This window comes from Falsiroseomonas sp. HW251 (assembly GCF_050563545.1).
Taxonomy (GTDB): domain Bacteria; phylum Pseudomonadota; class Alphaproteobacteria; order Acetobacterales; family Acetobacteraceae; genus Falsiroseomonas.
The window spans coordinates 24764-39617 of the sequence record NZ_JBNXUM010000016.1; the positions used below are offsets into that span (position 1 = coordinate 24764).

Sequence of the window (14854 nt, forward strand, 5' to 3'; positions counted from 1 at the left end):
GATGCCGTTCCTGTCAGCGACGCCGGCGCTGGGCTGCGGCGTGCCGGCGCTGGCGCCGGTGCCGGTCACGCTCGGCCAGGCGCCGGACGCCGTCGGCACGCTGGTCGCGCCGGTGGGGTGGGAGGCGGGCGATCCCGCGGCGGTGCTGCTCTCCGCGGCATCCTTCCGCGATGGCTGCGCCGAGCCCCGGACGGCGGCATTGCTGGAGGCCGGTGCGATGGTGCTGGCGCTCGATCCCGCGGTGGCGGCGAGGAACCTGCGCGCGCTGGCGGCGGCGACGATCCTGCGGGAGGGCTTCGCGGCGGGCGAGGTTGCGCTGATGTGGCCCGCCGCCGCGTCCTGCGCGGCGCCGGCGGTCCAGGTGACCTGGCCCCCCACGCGGATCTGCGCGCGACGATCGCGTCTGGTGTCGGCGGTTCAGGCCGGCGGTGAGGCCGGCCTGGGTTCCGGCTGAGGTGCCCCCTGGGGCGGGCGCTGGTTCATCATCGCGCCGGTCATCGGGATGAAGTAGACGCCGACGTCCTTGCGGCTGCGCACGCGGCCATCGGCGTCCTTGGAGTAGATGTAGAGGAACTGGCCGCGGCGGAAGGGCTGTCCGATCGGGATCACCAGCTGCCCGCCGGGCTTGAGCTGGTCCAGCAGCGCAGGCGGCACCCATTGCGCGGCGCAGGTCACGATGATTGTGTCGAAGCCGCCTGAGACCTCCGGCCAGCCGAAGAAGCCATCGCCGACGCGCGTCTCGACATTGGTGTAGCCGAGCGGCGCGTAGATCGGCGCGACGGAGCGGCCGAGCGGGGCGATGATCTCGATGGAGTACTGCTTCGCCACGATCCGCGACAGCAGCGCGGACTGGAAGCCCGAGCCCGTGCCGATCTCGAGCACGGTGTGGTCGGGCTTCGGCGCGCAGACCTGCGTCATGTAGGCCTGGCCGAGATAGTCCGACAGCGCGGAGCCGTAGCCGACCGCCCAGGGCTTGGCCTCGGTCTCGTAGGCGTCCGTCGCGGTGGAGCGGCGGCCTTCATGCATGTAGTGAAAGTATTCGCGCGGGACTTCCGCGAAGGCGCGCAGCACCGTGGGATCGGCGGCGCCGAAGCGGGCGGCGAGGTAGCGCTCGATCCGCTGCAACGCGGCGGGGCGGCGGGCCTGTATGGCGTCGAAGCTGGCCTGGCTGATCTCGGTCGGCCGGTTGCCCGCGCGCATCGCATTCAGGAAGGCGTCGCGGTTCCACCCCGGGCGGGCTGGCAGCGAGGCGACGATGGAAGGCGCCGGCGCGGCGCGCGGCGCGGTCGAAGGCGTGTCGCCGACCGGTCCCTCGGCCGGGGGCGCGGCATCCTGCGCGCGGGCGATGGCGGGGGCGGCGAGGAAGGCGGCCGCGCCGAGAAGCGCGCGGCGGCTGAAGGGGGTCAAGATCGGCTCCATGCGGACAGGCGCGGCCAGGAAATCGCAGCGGCAAGGTAACAAGCGAACCCTGCGAGAAACAATGCGGTGATTCCCGCGGCGTGGCCCATGAGGTTCGCAAGTGGCGTGGCGACCACACTGAAGGCGCCGTTCAGCGCCCAGGCCCAGGGCAGCAGCCCCGCACCCTGGCTCTGGAAGCGGTCGAGCCCGAGCGGGAAGGGCAGGCCGAGCGCGAGCGAGAGTGGTGCCACCGCGGCGACCAGCAGCCCGATTCGCGCCGCCATCGGCCAGTCCAGCGCGGCGAGCACCATCGGCCGCGCCAGCAGCGCCGCGGCCAGGCAGCCCACCATCGCGACCGCCGCCGCGACCGCCAGCGCGCGGCCGGGGATGGCGGCGCGTCCGGCAAGCATCGCGCCGAGGCCCGAGAAGACGAGCATCGTCGTCAGCACCAGGGCGAAGGCCGAGGTGCGGTCGCCCAGCAGGAAGGAGGCCTGCTCGATGATCGCGATCTCGATGAGCAGGAAGCCCAGGCCGAGGGCCGGGAAATAGACCAGCGCGCGGCCGAGCACGGCGGGACGGACCGAGAGCGACCGGCGCGCCAGCAGCGGCAGGCCCGCCACGACGAGAGCCAGGAGCGCGGCCTGCGCCAGCACCGCGGCGTTCACTAGCAGCCCGATCTCGGGCTGCGGCAGCAACTCCACGCGGGCGAGCGCGGCGGGCAGCGCCTCGGCACGGACGACCGGCGTCAGCCAGGGGCGGTCGGCGGTGACCGGCGATCGGTCGAAGGCGTCGCGCCGGGGCGTGCCGGCGAGCAGCAGCGCGATCTCCTCGGCGACCGCGTCCGCCGCGCCGCCCGAGGTGTCGAGCGTATCGTCCTCCAGCGCGACGCGGGGCAGGTCGTTCCAGATCTCGCGGCCCGGCGGCAGGCCCGGCGCGTAGGGGAGGTCGAAGGACCGCGCCTCGGCGAAGGCGACGAGTTTCTGGACGCGCGCCGGATCGAGCGCGTCCCGACCGATGATCACGCGCAGGTTCCAGGCGCTGCGGATCACCGCGAGATGCGAAGCGGGGTCGGCGACGCCGGCGATGCGGAGCGCCTCGACCGCGGTGGCGATGACGCGGACCGCATAGGCCGGTAGCTCTCGGATCCCGATCGGGACCGAGACCAGGCCGCCGGGCTCGAGGCGGGCAAGAAGGGCGGCGAGCGCCTCGGCGGCATAGAGCTGGCGGTTCTGGTCGTCGGCGGCAAGGAAGTCGCCGGCGATGTCCACGAGGTCGAAGCGGCCGGCGACGGTCAGCGGATGCGAGGCGGACAGCGTCACGCGGGGATCGCGCGCCAGCGCGGGGGAGGGGCCGAGGCCCTGCTCCATCGCGCGGAACAGCATGGGCTCGGGCTCGACGATGGTGACAGCGCGCGCGCCGAGCGCCAGGGCTTCCGCCGCCCGGAAGCCGCCGGCCCCGCCGAGCGCGAGGACGCGTGGCGCGTCGAGCAGCGCATAGGCGCCGGCATCGAGCGCGGAGGGCGCGTGGGCGGCGGAGATCGCCTCCGGCCGCGGCAGGGCGGCGATGCGCGCGCCGTCGCGATAGAGCCCGAAGCTGCGCGGCGGCGGCGGCGTGTGCAGGCCGCCCGCATTGTTCGAGACGTCGGTGTCCAGCCGCTCGGTGAAGTTGTCGAGCAGGACATAGAGGCCGCGCGGGCTGCGCCATTCGCCGACGACGCGGCTTTCCGGTACGTTGAGCGGCGCGTAGATCGGCTTGTATTCGCTGATCCGCGGCGCGGCGAGGAACAGCACGGCGGCGAGGCCCGCGCCGAGCGCGCCGAGCGCGCCGAGGCGGAAGGCGCCGCCGGCCGCGGATTCCCGCGCCGCAATCCAGGCGGCGATCGCCAGCAGCGGCAGCAGCGCGGGCACCAGGTCGAAGGGGTGCAGCACGAACATCAGGCCGAGCGCGGCGACCGCGCCGAAGCCCGCGCCGAGCAGGTCGTAGCCATAGACGCGCCCGACCTCGGTGGCATGCACCACGAAGTTCAGCGACACCGCGAGGCCCGCGAGGAAGAAGAAGGGGAACAGCGCGGCGTAGTAGCCCGCGATCAGCCAGAGCTGGTCGCCGGCGGTGGCGGGGTTCTGGAGTTCCAGCGGGTTGAAGGGATTGGCCGCGACCGCGATCCAGCCCACCGCCCCGGCCAGCAGCATCGCCACCGGCAGCGCCGGCAGCAGGGCGGAGGCACGCGCGAGGAAGCGCGCACGGCCGAGCACCATGACGACGCCGGAGACGGCGAAGCCGCTCATCGCGATGGAAATGACCCAGTAGCCATACTCCGACCAGCCCGCGAGCGCGAAGAAGCGGGTCAGCGCGATCTCCACCCCGACCGCCGCGGCGGCGATCAGGAAAAGCGGGAGAAGCGCCGAGCGGGGCGCGCCGCGCGACGTGGTCATGCGAAGCGCGCCTTGGTCAGGACGAAGCGCTGCAGGCTCGCGTTGAAGCGCTCGGCCTCGTCGACGAAGAGCGCGTGGCCGGCGTTGTCGTAGACCTCCATCTCCGCGCCCGGGTGCTTCTGCACGAGAAGCTCGCCCTGCTCGCGCCAGCGAGGGCGGACGGCGTAGAGCACGGGGCGCTGGGTCGCGTAGATGGTGTCGCGCCAGAACTCCCGCGGGCGCGGGTAGGAGAGCAGCTTGATGCTGTCCTCGACGGGCATGCGCTGCGCCTCGCGCGCCAGGCGATCGAGATAGTCGGGGCCCGGCGACCGCACAAACATGGAAGCACAGAAGCCGCGCACGGTGCGGTCACGTTGCGTGCGGAGGTTGCGGAAGAACTGGCCGCTGCCGGCCGGCGGCGGCGCGCCCTCGCCGATCGAGTTGTCGATCAGCACCAGGCCCGCGATGCGCCCGTCGCCGGTCGCGTTCACGCAGGACAGCGCGTCGAGCACGCCAAGAGACCAGCCCGCCAGCACCACGCGCGGCGCGCCGATCGTCGCGATCATCTCCGCGACATCGCGGCCGCGCCTGGCGGGGTCGTAGCCCGTGCGGGCGACCTCCGACCGTCCCTGGCCGCGGGGGTCCATGACGACCACGCGCAGGCGCGCGGCCAGCGCCTCGACCTGGCGGTCGAAGATCCAGCCCGGCATGCACCAGCCCGGGACGAAGAGGATGGTGGGCCCGGCGCCCGCGGCGACATAATTCAACCGGACGCCGTCGGAGGTGCGGAAGCTGCGGTTCTCTCCGGCCGCCAGCGCCGGGCGCGCCAGCAGGGCGGCCGCCGCGATCAGCCCACGCCGCGTGATATGACTGCGAATCGGAGAACCCCCAGGAACCGGTACCCGCCGGCGGGGCGCAACCTAGCGCCCGGGGCGGGCGGCTGTGAACACCGGCGCAACGCCCCTATGTTGGCCGTTCGAGGGAGCCGGGGCGGAGGACGCGATGACGGCACAGCAGCCGATCCGGAAGCAGGTGGACCCCGCAGAGCGCGTGCGCCTGCTGCACCAGCTCGAGCGCAAGCTGCTCTGGCTGTCGGCCTGGATGATCCACCACGCCAACCACCTCCGCCCCAACCGCGACGGGCTGAAGGTCGGCGGCCACCAGGCGAGCTGCGCCTCGGCCGTCTCCATCATGGCCGCGCTCTATTTCGAGATCCTCCGCCCGCAGGACCGGGTGGCGGTCAAGCCGCATGCGGGCCCCGTGTTCCACGCCATCAACTACCTCCTCGGCCGGCAGGACCGGGAGAAGCTCTCCACCCTGCGGGCATTCCGCGGCATCCAGCCCTATCCCAGCCGGGTGAAGGACGGGGCGGAGGTGGATTTCTCCACGGGCTCCGTCGGCCTCGGCGTCGCGCTGACGACCTTCGGGGCGCTGGTGCAGGACTATGTCCACCTGCATGGGCTCGGGCGCGCCGACATTCCGCCGGGGCGGCATGTCGCGATCGTCGGCGATGCCGAGCTCGACGAGGGCAACATTTACGAGGCCCTGCTCGAGGGCTGGAAGCACGACATCCGCAACGTCTGGTGGGTGGTGGACTACAACCGCCAGAGCCTCGACAGCGTCGTCCCCGACCGCCTCTTCGGCCGGATCGAAGGGCTGTTCCGCGACATGGGCTGGAACGTCGTCACCCTGAAATACGGCCGCAGGCTGCAGGCCGCCTTCGCCCGCCCCGATGGCGACGCGCTGCGCCGCTGGATCGACGACTGCCCTAACAGCCTCTACGCCGCGCTGACCTTCCAGGGGGGCGCGGCCTGGCGCAACGCGGTGCTGGCCGATCTCGGCCGCGTGGACGGAGTGCGCGCGATCATCGACCCGCTGACCGATGACGAGCTCGCGGAGCTCATGACCAATCTCGGCGGCCACGACATCGAGACGCTGACCGAGGCCTTCCGCGCCCAGGACGCCGCCGGCGACCAGCCGACCTGCTTCATTGCCTACACCATCAAGGGCATGGGCCTGCCTTTCGCCGGGCACAAGGACAACCATGCCGGGCTGATGACGAAGGAGCAGATGGCCGATTTCCGGCGCGCCATGCGCATCCGCGACGGCCATGAATGGGACCCCTTCGAGGGGCTGGATGCGACAGAGGCCGAGCTGCGCGCCTTCCTCGACGCCTGCCCTTTCGCGACGCCGCTGGCGCCGGAAGGCCGGCGGCTGAAGGGGCCGAGCGTGCATGTCCCCGCGACCTTCCCGGCGCCGCGCGTGCCGGCGGGCCGGAAGTTCTCCACCCAGGCCGCCTTCGGCGAGATCCTGGCCGAGATCGGCCGTGGCCATGGCGACGCCGCAGAGCTCGCGAGGCGTATCGTCACCACCAGCCCCGACGTCACGGTCAGCACCAATCTCGGGCCCTGGGTGAACCGGCGCGGCATCTTCGACCGGCACAAGAAGAACGACGTCTTCCGCGACGCGAAACTCGCGAGTGCGCAGCGCTGGGGCATGTCGCCGGAGGGCCAGCATGTCGAGCTCGGCATCGCCGAGCAGAACCTGTTCCTGGTGATGGCCGGGCTCGGGCTGGCGCATGACCTCCATGGCGCGCGGCTGTTGCCGGTGGGGACGGTCTACGATCCCTTCGTCAACCGCGGCCTCGATGCGCTGATCTATGCCTGCTACCAGGATGCGCGCTTCCTGCTGGTCAGCACGCCTTCCGGGCTGACGCTGGCGCCGGAAGGCGGGCAGCACCAATCCGTCAACACTCCCCTCATCGGCATCGCGCAGGATCGCCTCGCCAGCTTCGAGCCCGCCCATGCCGACGAACTCGCGATCCTGATGCGCTACGCCTTCGACCACATGCAGAAGCCCGACGGCTCCGCCGTCTGGCTGCGGCTGTCCACCCGCGGGCTGGCGCAGCCCGAGCGGACGCTCGATCCCGCCGATGTCATTGCCGGCGGCTACTGGGTGACGCCGCCGGCGCCGGGGGCGCGGATTGCCATCGCCTATCAGGGGCCGGTGGCGCCGGAAGCCATGGAGGCCTTCGCGACGCTGAGGGAGGAGGAGCCGGCGGCCGGGCTGCTAGCCATCACCTCGCCCGATCGGCTGCACGCGGAGTGGCTGGCCGCGCGGCGTGCACGGCGCACGGGCCAGGGCAGGGCGGCTTCGACCATCGAGACGCTGCTTTCCCCGCTCGCGCCCGACGCGGCGCTGGTGACGGTTCTGGACGGGCACCCCGCGGCCCATGCCTGGATCGGCGCGGTGCGCGGGCAGCGCGTGGTCCCGCTCGGCGTCGACCGCTTCGGCCAGGCTGGCGACATCCCCGACCTATTCCGCGAATACGGCCTGGACGCCGAGGCCATCCTCGACGCCTGCGCCGAGGCGCTGCTGCCGGCATGAGCCACCCCGGCGAGGCCAGCGGCGGGGCCGGGCCCGGCCCGGCGCCGGCGCGGCCGGCCGACCCGATGGCGGCCCCGGCGAGGCCGCCGGCGGCCCGCGCCTTCTTCCGCCTGCTCTTCGGCCGCGAGCCCGAGGAGCCCGCGGAGATGCGGGCCCTGCTGGCGAAGCGCCCGACGCTGCGCCGGCTGCGCCAGGACCTGCTGCGCGACCCGCGCTTCCACAAGGAGGTCCGGCCCTGGCTGCGCTGGGTGCCGCTGGCGCCCGAGCCGCTGCCGATCGAGACCGAGGCCTCGCCCGCCGACCTCGCCGCCATGATGGGCCATATCGGCGCCTTCTGGGAGCGCATCGGCCAGGAACGGCCGCATCACTCCGTGCTGACGCAGGACCGCTTCCTCCCCGAGAAGATCGGCGGGAACAAGGACGCCTTCCACCAGACCGGCCGGCACGAGGCGGAGATGGTCGCAACCATGCTGCGCCGGCATGGGATCGGGCCGGCGTCGCTGCGCCATGCCGTGGACTATGGCTGCGGCGTCGGCCGGACGACGCTGGCGCTCGCCGCGATGTTCGACCGCGTGACGGGCTGCGACATCTCGGCTTCCCACATGGCGATCGCCGAGGCGGAAGCGGCGGCACGGGGCCTCGAGAACCTGGCCTGGCACCGCGCCACGCCCGCGGCGCCGATGCCGCCTGGGGCGTGGGATCTCTGGCACAGCCGGATCGTGCTGCAGCACAACCCGCCGCCCGTCATGGTCCATCTGCTGCGCCTGGCCTTCGCGGGGCTTGCGCCGGGGGGCGTGGCGATCTTCCAGCTGCCGACCCATGGCGAGGGCTACGGCTTCTCGGTGGCAGCGCATCTGGCCCGGGGGGATGAGAGCCGGATGCAGATGCATGTGCTGCCCCAGGCCAGGGTCTTCGCGCTGGCCGCTGAGGCGGGGCTCGACCTGCTCGAGGTGCGGGAGGACCGGGCGACCGGCCGACCCGACGAATGGCTGTCCAACCTGTTCGTGATGCGGCGGCCCCGGTGACGCCGCCCGCCCCGAAGCCGCCCGCGGCGAAACCGCCCGGCGCGAAGCGGCGCGCCGTTGTCATCGAGGCGCGGCGCCAGGCCGGCCGGGCTGTCGCTGCGCCGTCCCTGACGCGGGACGAGGTGCTCGAGGCCTATCGCTGGATCCTCGGCCGCGCGCCGGAGAACGAGGCCGTGGTCGCGAAGCGCATCGCCTCGGGCGAGACGCCCGCGATGCTGCGGGCGGCGATGCTTTCCTGCACGGAGTTCCGCAACCTCGCGCTGCGGGCGCGGCCCGCGCCCATGCCGCTCGACGCGGCGCCGCCGGCGATCGGGCTGGAGGCCGATGGCGATCAGATCGCGGCCATGCTGGCCCAGGTGAAGCGGGTCTGGACCCGGCTCGCCGAGGTCTCGCCCTTCGCGCTGCCGGACGGGGCGGGCGCGCTGGCGGCGGCGCCGCGCGCGGCCTTCCTGGCCTCGGGGCTCGAGGACCGGGCGATGGTCGAGGCGGCGCTGGCGCGTTGCGGGGTGGACCGGGGCCGGCTGCTGCGCGCGGTGGATCAGGGCTGCGGGGCGGGACGGGCGACGCTGCACCTCGCCGCGATCTGCCCGGAGGTGACTGGGGTGGATGTTTCCGCGCCGCATCTCGCCGCGGCGGCGGCGCTGGCGCGGGAGAAGGGGCTCGCGCATCTGCGCTGGCAGCGCGTCGGGGCGGAGCGCCTGGCGCCGGGCGGCCCCTGCGACCTGTGGTTCAGCCGCGGGGCGCTGCAGCACAGCCCGCCGCCGCTGGCCCGCGCGGTGCTGGCGGAGGGCTTCGCATCGGTCGCGCCGGGCGGGGTGGCGGTGGTGCAGCTGCTGACCTGGGGGGCGGACTACGCCTTCTCGGCCGAGGCCTACCTGGCCTCGCCGCGGCCGCCGCGGCCGGAATGGCACGTGGTGCCGATGGCGGAGGTGCTGGCGCTTGCGGCCACCGCGGGGCTGGTGGCGGCGGAGGTGCTGGAGGACCCGGTGCCGGCGCTGGACCGGGCGCGCTGGCTGTCGCATCTGTTCGTGCTGCGGCGGCCGGGGTAGGGATCGGCCTGCGCGGGCGTGGTGGAACGGTAGACACGCTGGATTTAGGTTCCAGTGGCGCAAGCCATGGGGGTTCAAGTCCCTCCGCCCGCATGCCGGCCCGCCCGATGCGCTGGCCTGACCATGTGGCGCCATCGCCAGGCCTTGGGGCTCGCAAAGCCGACTTCCGGCGGGGCTCGCGCTGCAATCCCCGGTGATTGCCTAGTGGACGTCGGCGGGACGTCGTATTGGGGAACCGCACCGCTGCGCGAGGAGCTTCGCCACGTGCCACAGTATCAATGACGGTAGGCGCGGGTTCAGAACAGGAACGGTTGCGGCGTACGAAGAGCCTTTCCGCCCACCTTGCCGGGCTGGCGCTCGCAATACTTGTCCCGTCGCTTGGTCTCGGCGCCTCGGCTGCATGGCGCATGGCACAGAACTACCGGGAAGCCTTCGAGCTTCGCCTCAGCGACACGGCGCGTGCACTCGCGCTCGCGCTGGACGCCGAGCTTGGATCGGCCTTCGCTGCCGTCGAAACCCTGGCCGCGTCTCCGCTGCTCGACGACAGCTCCGCATACGAGGCGTTCAATGCCCAGGCCAGCCGCGTGGCGGCCAGGTTCGGGACCTATATCGTGGTCTCGAGCCCGGATCCGCCCCGGCAGATCCTGAACACCCGCTTCCCGCCAGGTGCCCCGCTGCCGGCCATGGTCGCGCCCGACACCGTGCGCGAAATGCTGCGCTCCGGCCGGGCGGCCGTGAGCGACCTGCGTTTTCCGCCGGCGCTTGCCGAGCCGGTCGTTGCCGCGATGGCTCCGGTGCTCCGTGACGGCGCCGAGGCGACGCTGGCCGTCGTCCTGCCGTTCCGGCCAACCAGGCTGAGCGATCTGCTGCAGGCGCAGGGCCTGTCGGGCGGTGCCTTCGCGACGCTCGTCGACAGTTCAGGCGCGGTGGTGGCGCGCTCCGCGGAGCAGGAGCGCTTCGTCGGCCGGCGCGTCCCGGCGTGGTACGAGCCGCAGGTGCGCGGGCGCAGCGGGGGCCAGCTCGAAGGCGCCGCCATCGACGGCCAGCCGATGATCTTCAGCTTCCAGCGTCTGCGGACCGCCCCGGGCTGGACGGTGGTCGTTGCCGAGCCTGTCGCGAATTTCCGCATGGCGTGGCTGCCGCCGCTTCTCGGTCTTCTTGGCGGCGCCGCGGCGGCACTCGCCCTCGGCATCGGCCTTTCCGTCCTGGTGGCCCGACGGATCCTTCGCCCGGTCTCGGCGCTTGCGAACCGGGCCGAGGCGACTGCGGCCGGCGGCCTTTCGGTCCCCCTTGCGCCGCTTCCGCCGGCGGGGGTGACCGAGTTCCAGGTGCTGCAGACCGCCGTGGATCGGGCCGAGGTGTCGCTCCGCGAGGCATCGGCGCGCCTCGAGGCAGCCTTGCGCGCCGCACGGCTCGGCGTGTTCGAGCGCCACCTGCCGAGCGATACCGCCCGATGGGATGAACGAGCGACGGAGATGTATGGCGGCCTCTCGCCGCAGGATTGCGCGCCGGGGCTGGAGGCGTGGCGCGCGCGGGTGCACCCGGCGGACCGGGCGGCGCGCGACGCGGCGATCGCGGCCGTGGTCCTGCCGGGCGGGCGCGATATCTACGAAGTCGAGTTCCGCTTCCGCCGCGACGATGGAGGCTGGAACTGGATCGCTGCCCACGGCGCCGTCACGGAACGCGATCCGCTGACCGGCCGCGCGGTGCGCATCGCCGGCGTCGTGCAGGATGTGACCGAGCGCAAGGCGGCCGACGACCGGCAGCAGCTCCTGATGCGGGAGGTGGATCATCGCGCCAAGAATGCGCTCGCCGTGGTGCAGGCGGCGCTGCGGCTGACGCCGAAGGACGACATGCCGAGCTATGCGCGCGCGGTGGAGGGGCGGGTGAACGCCCTGGCCAGGGCGCACGGCTTGCTGGCGGAGAACCGCTGGTCGAGTGCCGATCTCCGCTCCCTGGCCCGCGGCGAGCTGGAGGCTTTCCTGCTCGCCGGCACCGCGCGACCGGGCGCGCGCGGCCCTGCGGTGGAGCTTGACGGTCCGGATCTCCGGCTGCGACCCGAAGCGGCCCAGGCGTTCTCCATGGTGCTGCACGAGCTTGCCACCAACGCGACCAAGCACGGCGCGCTCTCCGTCCGGGATGGGCGGGTGCGCCTGGCCTGGCGGGTCGACGCGGAGGCGGGCGTCGTCAGGCTGGACTGGACGGAGCGCGGTGGGCCGCCCATCGCCGGGCCGCCGGTCCGCCGCGGCTTCGGCACGCGCGTCCTGGAGCGGACGGTGCGGGACCAGCTCCGCGGCCGGGTGGCGGTGTCCTGGGAGGTCGCCGGCCTGGTGTGCCGGGTCGAACTGCCGCTGCACTTCATGCTGGACGGGGATGCTGTTCCGCAGGACAGCACACGCGGCAACGGGGCGGCGCCCGACTGGGCGGCTATGCAGGGCGCCGGGAGCGGCGGAGGGGCGATCACCCCCTGAGGATTGCCCCGGACTGCGGCTGGCGCTAACGGGAGGCACCGTATGTATGGGCGGTGCCCCCGACCGGGGCGCCGCGACAGGGATTCCAGAGGGTATCATGCAGGTCACCGAGCTGCCGGCCGAGGGGCTGAAGAGGGCGTTCCAGGTCGTCGTGCCTGCTGCGAGCCTGGCCGAGCGCCGCGATGCGCGCCTGAAGAAGCTCGGGACCGAGCTCCGCCTGCCTGGTTTCCGCCCGGGCAAGGTGCCGCCCGCCGTCGTCAAGGCGCGCTACGGTGCCGCCGTCCAGGGCGAGGTGCTGGAGGAGAGCGTGAACGAGGCGACGCGCCAGGTCATCACCGACCGCGGCCTGCGCCCGGCCATGCAGCCCAAGATCGAGCTGGTGAACTACAGCGACGGCGCCGACCTCGAATACAAGATCGACCTCGAACTGCTGCCCGAGATCCCGATGCCCGACTTCGCGACCATCGAGCTGGAGCGCGAGAAGGCCACGCCGGGCGACGAGCAGGTCGAGGAGTTCCTCGGCACGATGCGCGAACGCCTGGCCCAGACCGAGGACGCCGAGCCGCGCGCCGCGGCCAAGGGCGAGATCCTGGTCTGCGACTTCGAGGGGCGGCTGAAGAACGAGGACGGCAGCCTCGCCGATCCCTTCCAGGGCGGCACGGCGTCCGACATGCCGATCGAGGTGGGGGGGACGGGCTTCATCCCGGGCTTCACCGAGCAGCTCGAGGGCATGGCGCCGGGCGAGGAGAAATCCATCGAGGTGACCTTCCCCGAGGGCTACGGCTCGGCCGATCTCTCGGGCAAGCCGGCGGTCTTCAAGATCAACGCCAAGGCTCTGAAGGTGAAGCAGCTGCCCGAGCTCGACGACGAGTTCGCGAAGAAGCTCGGCATGGACGATCTGGCCACGCTGAAGGCGCGCGTGAGCGAGAACCTGCAGCGCGAATACGACAGCCTCGCCCGGATGAAGGTGAAGCGCGCGCTGCTGGATGCGCTGGCCGAGAAGGCGAGCTTCACCGTGCCGGAGGGCATGGTGGATAACGAGTTCGCCCAGATCTGGCAGCGCGTGGAGGCCGACCTCAAGGCCGGGCGCCTCGACGAGGACGACAAGGGCAAGGACGAGGACACGCTGAAGTCCGAGTACCGCGCGATCGCCGAGCGCCGCATCCGGCTCGGCCTGCTGCTGTCCGAGATCGGCCGCACGAACAACATCCAGGTCAGCAACGACGAGCTGGCCAACGCGATGCGGACGGAGGCGAGCCGCTACCAGGGCCAGGAAAAGCAGGTTCTCGACTACTTCCGGAACAACCCCCAGGCCGTCGAAGGGCTGCGCGCCCCGATCTTCGAGGAGAAGGTCGTGGACTTCGTGCTCGAGCTCGCGAAGGTGGCCGAGAAGCCGGTGGAGCCGAAGGCGCTGACCGAGGCGGCGGGCTGAATTCGCATCCCCCTCTCCCGCAAGCGGGGGAGAGGGGCGGCAGCGGCAGCGGCGGCGACAACGCCGGCTAGCTCGGTACCTTCGTGACCGGCGGGATCACCCAGCTGCCGTCGATGATCGAGGGATCGGCCTCGCTCGGCCAGTAGAGCCGCATCATCAGGATGAACTTGCCGGTGGGCGCCGGCAGCCAGTTGGATTCGCGGTCCGCGCCGGGCGAGGCATTCTGGATCACGATGTCCACCGACCCGTCCGGGTTGCGCTTGAGGTCCTGCCGCGCGCTGATGGAATAGCGGTTGATCGGGTTCGCCACGAAGAAGTAGCCGGCGTCGTACATGGTGAGGGACCAGAAGCCCTCGGCCGGCGGCAGCTGGCCCGGTGCGAAGCGAATGACGTAGCGGTTGGCGCCGGAATAGTCGTTGCCGTCGGCGTCCTTCAGCGAGGTCGGGTAGACCGCGTCCTGCGGCCGGTTGGCGCCGAGGCCGATCGCGGTGACCAGCGCGCGCATCAGGTAGTCCGTGCCGTAGATCCCGGTGCGCGTGGTGTAGGCCCAGCCGTTGATGTTCTTGACCGCCGAGTTGATGCGGAACTGCAGCATGATGCGATCGAAGCTGACGGACGGGATGCGGCTGGCGAAGTCCGCACGCAGCTTGGACGCGTCGAAATCCTGGCCTGGGACCAGGCCGATGCTGGCGAAGCGGGCGATGTGCGGCGCGTCGGCCCGAGCGGGCGGGTTGCGCTTCATCAGGTCCGCCAGCACCGTGAAATACTGCGCGGCGGTCATCCCGTTCACCTGGTCGCGGACGGCGGCCCGCATGTCGATGGACGGGTTCACCTGCCCCGGCGGCGGCGTGTAGGGCCGGCCGTAGGAACTCAGCGGCACGACGCTGATCTGGTCCTGCAGCGCGTGCACCTCCGCATAGTCTTGCGGCGTGCCGGTGCAGTAGATGCGGCCCAGCAGCCAGACGATGCTGGTGCGCGACTTGTACTCCGTGACGCCGGCCGGCAGCGTGCCGGTCCAGCCGGGGCCGGTGATGGCGTAGGTCTGCGGGCCGGTGCCGGTGGTGCGCTTGCCCGGCACCTGGAACACGGTCGTCCAGCCGTCGAGCATCGGGAACAGGGCGTAACGGCCCTTCATGTCGGGCAGGCTGACGATCCAAGGCTCGTTGCCGACATCCACCCAGGCCGTCGTGTAGAGCGTGTCGGCGTTGGGCGCGGTGACGTCGCGGAAGCTGGCGTCCGGGTAGCTCCGCGCCTTGATGAGCTGGCCCATCGGCGCGCGCAGACCGCCGGCAGAAGCCACATTGGTCATGACGCGCCGCGTCATCTCCATCGTCACCAGGGGGTAGCCGTAGATGTAGGCCTCGGACGCCAGCCAGAAATCCTCGACGCCTTCGAAGAACTGGAGTCCCTGGGCGAGCGCCTGGCCAGGCGGCACGGCGGCGCCAATGCCAAGGCCGAGGCTGGCGAGCGTGGCGGCGCGGCGGGTTATGGTCATCGGGGTCCTTCCTCTCGTGATCTTGGATGGGCTGCGCGGCTAGGCGGCGCATCAGGCGGGCAGGTCATTTCGGAAACGGCGGCGCGACCGCCGAAGACCGGAAGTCTACGGCGAGGCCGAGCGGGACCATCCGTAGCTGGCTGCTCTGCGCCTCCGTGTTCGCCGTAAGATGGGCGAGACGCAGAC

The 14854-nt window shown here is 72.2% G+C and carries 10 protein-coding genes and 1 tRNA gene; 7 read left to right on the top strand and 4 right to left on the bottom strand.

Translation table 11 applies throughout. The features are described from left to right. Nucleotide 1: 1 nt before the first annotated feature. Nucleotides 2–454, top strand: a complete 453-nt coding sequence (locus tag ACLF3M_RS19345) for a hypothetical protein (RefSeq protein ID WP_430658611.1) — start codon at nt 2–4, stop codon at nt 452–454. Here ACLF3M_RS19345 and ACLF3M_RS19350 read toward each other — a convergent pair. From ACLF3M_RS19350 to ACLF3M_RS19360, 3 genes are read right to left on the bottom strand one after another with little or no spacing between them, the layout of a single operon-like run. Beyond that, a complete protein-coding gene (locus tag ACLF3M_RS19350; protein WP_430658612.1) occupies nt 418–1407 on the bottom strand; it encodes a protein-L-isoaspartate O-methyltransferase family protein in 990 nt (329 codons plus the stop codon). The genes ACLF3M_RS19345 and ACLF3M_RS19350 overlap by 37 nt on opposite strands. After that, nucleotides 1404–3830, bottom strand: coding sequence for a hypothetical protein (locus ACLF3M_RS19355; RefSeq protein WP_430658613.1), 2427 nt, complete (start codon nt 3828–3830; stop codon nt 1404–1406). The genes ACLF3M_RS19350 and ACLF3M_RS19355 overlap by 4 nt, the downstream gene beginning before the upstream one ends. Next, the gene (locus ACLF3M_RS19360; protein ID WP_430658614.1) at nt 3827–4576 is read right to left on the bottom strand and encodes an alpha/beta fold hydrolase; all 750 of its coding nucleotides are present in this window, start codon (nt 4574–4576) and stop codon (nt 3827–3829) included. The genes ACLF3M_RS19355 and ACLF3M_RS19360 overlap by 4 nt, the downstream gene beginning before the upstream one ends. Before the next feature lie 235 nt (nt 4577–4811). On the opposite strand from ACLF3M_RS19360, the gene ACLF3M_RS19365 reads away from it, so the two are divergent. The 6 genes from ACLF3M_RS19365 to tig all read left to right on the top strand — a co-directional run bounded on the left by ACLF3M_RS19365 (nt 4812) and on the right by tig (nt 13173). Next, a complete protein-coding gene (locus ACLF3M_RS19365) occupies nt 4812–7196 on the top strand; it encodes a 1-deoxy-D-xylulose-5-phosphate synthase N-terminal domain-containing protein (RefSeq protein ID WP_430658615.1) in 2385 nt (794 codons plus the stop codon). Next, nucleotides 7193–8221 carry a methyltransferase domain-containing protein gene (locus ACLF3M_RS19370; protein ID WP_430658616.1) on the top strand — a complete coding sequence of 343 codons (1029 nt, stop codon included), beginning with the start codon at nt 7193–7195 and terminating at the stop codon, nt 8219–8221. The genes ACLF3M_RS19365 and ACLF3M_RS19370 overlap by 4 nt, the downstream gene beginning before the upstream one ends. Continuing rightward, nucleotides 8218–9270 (top strand): class I SAM-dependent methyltransferase, encoded by a 1053-nt coding sequence (locus tag ACLF3M_RS19375; protein ID WP_430658617.1) that lies wholly within the window; start codon nt 8218–8220, stop codon nt 9268–9270. Before ACLF3M_RS19370 ends, ACLF3M_RS19375 begins: the two co-directional genes overlap by 4 nt. 12 nt (nt 9271–9282) lie before the next feature. Next, nucleotides 9283–9363: transfer RNA gene (locus tag ACLF3M_RS19380), tRNA-Leu, on the top strand. Between the two features lie 314 nt (nt 9364–9677). Beyond that, nucleotides 9678–11741 (top strand): HWE histidine kinase domain-containing protein, encoded by a 2064-nt coding sequence (locus ACLF3M_RS19385; RefSeq protein ID WP_430658618.1) that lies wholly within the window; start codon nt 9678–9680, stop codon nt 11739–11741. Nucleotides 11742–11838: 97 nt separating this feature from the next. Continuing rightward, nucleotides 11839–13173, top strand: coding sequence for a trigger factor (gene tig, locus ACLF3M_RS19390; protein ID WP_430658619.1), 1335 nt, complete (start codon nt 11839–11841; stop codon nt 13171–13173). Between the two features lie 67 nt (nt 13174–13240). On the opposite strand, the gene ACLF3M_RS19395 is transcribed toward tig, so the two are convergent. Next, complete coding sequence (locus ACLF3M_RS19395; protein WP_430658620.1) at nt 13241–14668, bottom strand: DUF1254 domain-containing protein; 1428 nt, start codon at nt 14666–14668, stop codon at nt 13241–13243. Nucleotides 14669–14854 lie beyond the last annotated feature (186 nt).

What these genes read in the sequence shown, in the direction of transcription:
- ACLF3M_RS19345 (WP_430658611.1), top strand. Translation starts at nt 2, where the DNA reads ATGCCGTTCCTGTCAGCGACGCCGGCGCTGGGCTGCGGCGTGCCGGCG.
- ACLF3M_RS19395 (WP_430658620.1), bottom strand. Translation starts at nt 14,668, where the DNA reads ATGACCATAACCCGCCGCGCCGCCACGCTCGCCAGCCTCGGCCTTGGC.
- ACLF3M_RS19385 (WP_430658618.1), top strand. Translation starts at nt 9,678, where the DNA reads ATGGCACAGAACTACCGGGAAGCCTTCGAGCTTCGCCTCAGCGACACG.
- ACLF3M_RS19365 (WP_430658615.1), top strand. Translation starts at nt 4,812, where the DNA reads ATGACGGCACAGCAGCCGATCCGGAAGCAGGTGGACCCCGCAGAGCGC.
- ACLF3M_RS19355 (WP_430658613.1), bottom strand. Translation starts at nt 3,830, where the DNA reads ATGACCACGTCGCGCGGCGCGCCCCGCTCGGCGCTTCTCCCGCTTTTC.
- ACLF3M_RS19370 (WP_430658616.1), top strand. Translation starts at nt 7,193, where the DNA reads ATGAGCCACCCCGGCGAGGCCAGCGGCGGGGCCGGGCCCGGCCCGGCG.
- tig (WP_430658619.1), top strand. Translation starts at nt 11,839, where the DNA reads ATGCAGGTCACCGAGCTGCCGGCCGAGGGGCTGAAGAGGGCGTTCCAG.